The following is a 4,288-nucleotide window of genomic DNA, read 5'->3' as shown; positions in this document are numbered from 1 at the left end:
CTCATCTTCGGAAGACCTCGACCCCTATCCCGGCAACGACGCGCCGACCACCTCTACACCCTCATCTGCGAAGAGCCAGTTTTGCGCAACTGCCCACAGTGGGTCAGCTCACGGAAACCATGAATCAGCTGGCTCAGCTGGCTTCGGCCGGTGGCCACCCCAGCAATATCGCCAACTCGGCAGGTCGACAAATACCGATGATCTCGTCGCTGGCGCGGCAAAGCGGGCCACCGCAGCACATGCCGGCCGTCGATACCGATAACAAAGTCGGAAGCGATGTCGCCTCTGTAAGCCCGCCGGAACTATCGCCACAGGCGTGAATCGATCGACGCCCAGCTGACGATCGTGTTCGCCGCGACGGCCCTGATGCACTGGATCCGGCACAGCGGTTTGGCTAGGGAAGGAGGTGTCCATGCCCCTTGACGTTCCGCTTCGCCAGGAAGGGGGTCGGCGTACTCGGGTCCGTTCTTCACTGCTGGTCGCATCGCGAAGCGAGCGTTATTCCGGGCTGCCGGCCTTGAGGGTCGTCTGGTGACGTAACGGCTGATTCGGTGGGGGGCTCCAGATTGTCGCTCAGCTCGAGGCGCTGAGGATCTTGATCGCGAAGATGAGCGTGTCGCCCGGCCGGATTCCAGCGCTGGGCTGCCCGTTGGGGTAGCCGTCCGCGGATGTCATTGCGACGGCCACGGTGGAACCCACGGTTTGCCCCGCAATGGCCTTCTGGAAGCCCGGTACGACTCCGCCAAGCGGGAAGTCGACCGGGGCGCCCCGTTCATAGCTGCTGTCGAACACGGACCCGTCACGTCCATTGACGCCCATGTAGCAAACGGAAACCTTGGCCGTGCCCGGGACCACCGGTCCGTCTCCGGCGTGGAGCGTGTGCACCTGCGTCTGGGTCACGCTGAACGGTGTCGTCACTTTCACTTGCGGAGCTGCATCCATGGATCCGGTGACCGCGATGCTGCCGGTGGTCCCAGCCAGCGTCCAGTCCGGTGCTGCGCTGTTCGGCGGTGCGGCGGTTGGACACGATGCGGCTGCGGTTGCCTTGCCCGATGCACTGATCGTCAGGGTCATTGCCGCAACACAGGCCGCCAGCGCGACCGCGGAATTCACCAAGGAGGACTTCACCGGTGTCACACTACAGCCACTGACACAGCCGCCGATCCCATCCCAGACTACCGACATCGCCGCCGTTGGTACCGCATACCCGTACGTGGTATTCATGCCCCATGGGTTGCAACCGAACATTGTGCACGTAGCTGACACTACTTCTGGCAACGAAGCATGGATATTGCCCAACTGCCAAGCTACGGCTACTTACTCCAGCGGGTGGCGGCCGGCCGACTCCGCCTCGTTCTGCTCCTATCGCCGCCGCGGACCGGCTCGACGGTGCTCGCCAACGCGCTAGCACGGCACTATCAGGTTGATGCGGTGCTGACCGAGCCAGCGGGGCAATACCATCTGCTGGCCGACACCCGGGTGGCCGAGACATTCGGGCTCATCGCCGACGCGGTTGCCGCGGCTAGCCCACGCCCAACCTCCCGGCCGGCGGTAGTGCTGATCAAGGAGACTGCCCAACACATCGGGCCCGATCGCGAGTGGCAGGCATGGTGCGCGATCATCGATCGGACTCTGGTGTTGGTACGCCAGCCCGCATTGGCCTTGGAGTCGCTGATCCTGATGACACTCGGCCTGGCGGAGCTGTTGTCGGGCGGTGCCGAGGCCAGCCCCCAGCTGTGGATGACCGCCTCGGCGCAGGCGGGCTGCCCGCCCGCCGCGTTGGCATCCTGGGATGCCTTCTTGGCCGATCTGCGTGAGGAACGCGACTTCAGCGGACTCGACGAATGCCGTCTGCATGCCCATTGGCATAAGAGCGCGCTGTTCGGTATGCCCAGTCTGCAGCGCGAAGTCTGGGCCAACGAGGCCCGTCAGAACAGGCTGGGCGGCATCGGTGACTTCGGGCCTTACCTGGGCACCCCGCCCTGCGCCCTTGCCGCGCTGCCGGAGGCACTGGCGCGGCCGTTCAGCGATCGTCACTTCGCGTGGTCCGCGCTGGACGACCTACGGAACAACACCCTGGCCGGCGACGAAGGGATGGCCCTGGTCGATTTTGCTGCGGTGCAGGCCGATCCGGCCGCCCGGCTTGGCGCGCTCGGCGCGTTTCTCGGGCTATCCCCTCGCGATCCCGGCGCCGCGCCTGCTATCGCGCGCTCAGGCTACGACACTCGTTGTCCGAAACTGCATGATGTGTTGTTCCGCGAGGCCCGGGCGCGGCCAGATATTGCGCCGCACCAACGTCAGCCGCTATCGATCGAACGCTTTCCTACCTCCCTGCACCGCCAGTTGCGCAGGGCACAGACGATTTATGAGAATCTTCGTCGAGATCTACGCCAGCCGTGACCATGCGGATCGCTGCGTTGCGTCAGATCGTAACCGAGCAACGTCGCATGCGTTCGGACGAGCCACGCAGGTTCTCGGATAGGGTCACCGCAAATAACTGCCGCACAGCCGCTTTCGAAAAATGAGCAGGGAACTCAAAGACAGTAGCGGCGATCCGAACGGGCTTCGTCAACAGCATGGCTGACAGGCTCATTTCCATCCGCAACAGCGAGTCGATGATAGTGCAGATTACCCGCAACGTGGTGCGAAATGCTATGTACCACCATACATTAGGTCACTAGAGTGGTCATCGTGAGGTATCAGTCGTATCAACATACCTGGCAACGCAAGGTGTTCCCAGGCTTTTTGCGAGATCCACCGCACATGAAGGTATGACGCGCAGACTGAGGACGAGGCGCCGTTTGTTGCAGACGAGCAGGTTTCCATGGACATCGGTGGTCGCTGAACCGATAACGCGATATTGCCGACGACCTCCTCGATCGGTGGGCCGGGTTCTCGAAGTTTCGGCCGCTCCTGAGTTCACCGGCTCCACGGATCTCGTCAGTGTTCTGAATCGTGGCCGTCATCAGGCATTCCGCCCGTAGCGATCTCCCCTCGGCGATGGCGACGAAGATTGGTTGTTCGATTCGACAGGCAATAAATACCCCTGGGGCAAGGCATTTATGCAGATCGGCACATGATGGCGTCCGGACACACTCGCCGTACGACGGTGTCGCGAGTTTGCAGATGATGGCGAAACTGATTCTGCCCAGGCGGATTCGTTTGCCGGACCGGTGTTAGAAAAGGAGGTGATCCCATGTCATACGAACTTCTGTTCACCGAGCAGGAGGCTTCCTACTCGGCCTATATGCCCGCCATGTTCAGTTCAGACAACTTCGACCAGTAAAACCAGTCGTTCGGCGGGGCTTCATTAGACGATATAACTCTAGTCGTGAGGCCCCGCCGACCCGTGGCAAGGAGCATTGTGGCCGTGGCGCCGTCGGGTGGTTCCGACGCGGGAAACGTGTTGGGTCCGGATTGGTCTTATTGGCCGGTAAGGGTATTGGGTCATGCCGACCCGACGACCATTGGGCATCGGGCAGGTACTCACCGGATCATCTCTCCCGAGCAGACCTGGCGAGCTCTGCAACCGGTGTATGAGCGGGCCGGTATCACCCGGGTTGCCGATCTAACCTGGCTGGATGATCTCGGAATCCCGACCGTGCAGGCGGTGCGCCCGGCGTCTTTGACGTTGTCGGTCAGTCAGGGAAAGGCCGCCACCTACCGCGCGGCCCAAGTCTCTGCCGTCATGGAATCCCTGGAGAATTGGCACGCCGAGAATGTCACACCCGATTTGTTCGCCACGACCACTACGGGTTTACCGTCCGCTCTGACGTACGATCCGGCGCAGCTACGTCGTCCAGCTGGCAGCCTCTACCATCCTGGAGCCAACCTTGATTGGATGATCGCTACCACGTTGTTGACTGGCCGCCGGACCTGGGTTCCCTGGTTATCCGTGGTTGTGAACGTCGCGGTCGCCGATAGCTGGGATCCGCCGATGTTCTCAATGGAGACTACGGGATTGGCGTCGGGCAACAGTTATTACGAAGCGTGTCTGCATGGGTTGTACGAGATCATGGAACGACACGCCCTGGCTACCGCTGAACCGGGACTGACGTTGTTCGAGGTGCCTCTCGACGCCGTTTTGATGAGCTCGGATTGCGCCGAGCTGGTCGAGAAGATTTGCCGAGCCGGAAGTCAAGTGCAGATCGCCATGGTTACCACGTGGGACGACTTTTACTGTTTCAGCGCTGATTTGAGGTCGCCTTTCCCTCTCTGCCAACCTTGGGTGAGGCACTCGCCCCCTGATAATTAGTGACCCGAGGGCGGGGATGGAGAGTTTCCCCGA

General features: G+C 61.8%; 2 protein-coding genes and 1 pseudogene. 2 read left to right on the top strand and 1 reads right to left on the bottom strand.

Annotated elements, in window-relative coordinates; translation table 11 throughout:
- Positions 1–573: 573 nt before the first annotated feature.
- Positions 574–1,074, bottom strand: a complete 501-nt coding sequence (locus BST40_RS27395; RefSeq protein ID WP_244174516.1) for an FKBP-type peptidyl-prolyl cis-trans isomerase — start codon at positions 1,072–1,074, stop codon at positions 574–576.
- 210 nt (positions 1,075–1,284) lie between these two features.
- Here BST40_RS27395 and BST40_RS27390 point away from each other — a divergent pair, with 210 nt between their 5' ends.
- Complete coding sequence (locus BST40_RS27390; RefSeq protein WP_075547462.1) at positions 1,285–2,400, top strand: hypothetical protein; 1,116 nt, start codon at positions 1,285–1,287, stop codon at positions 2,398–2,400.
- 961 nt (positions 2,401–3,361) lie between these two features.
- Positions 3,362–4,204, top strand: a pseudogene (locus BST40_RS27385) (YcaO-like family protein); the annotation flags it as partial.
- Positions 4,205–4,288: the final 84 nt, after the last annotated feature.

Source organism: Mycobacterium persicum (assembly GCF_002086675.1).
GTDB lineage: Bacteria > Actinomycetota > Actinomycetes > Mycobacteriales > Mycobacteriaceae > Mycobacterium > Mycobacterium persicum.
Note: the sequence above shows the minus strand (reverse complement) of the source record. Positions and strands in the feature narration are given on the sequence as shown.

Coding starts and splice junctions, on each gene's coding strand:
- BST40_RS27390 (WP_075547462.1), top strand. CDS start 1,285: ATGGATATTGCCCAACTGCCAAGCTACGGCTACTTACTCCAGCGGGTG.
- BST40_RS27395 (WP_244174516.1), bottom strand. CDS start 1,074: ATGACCCTGACGATCAGTGCATCGGGCAAGGCAACCGCAGCCGCATCG.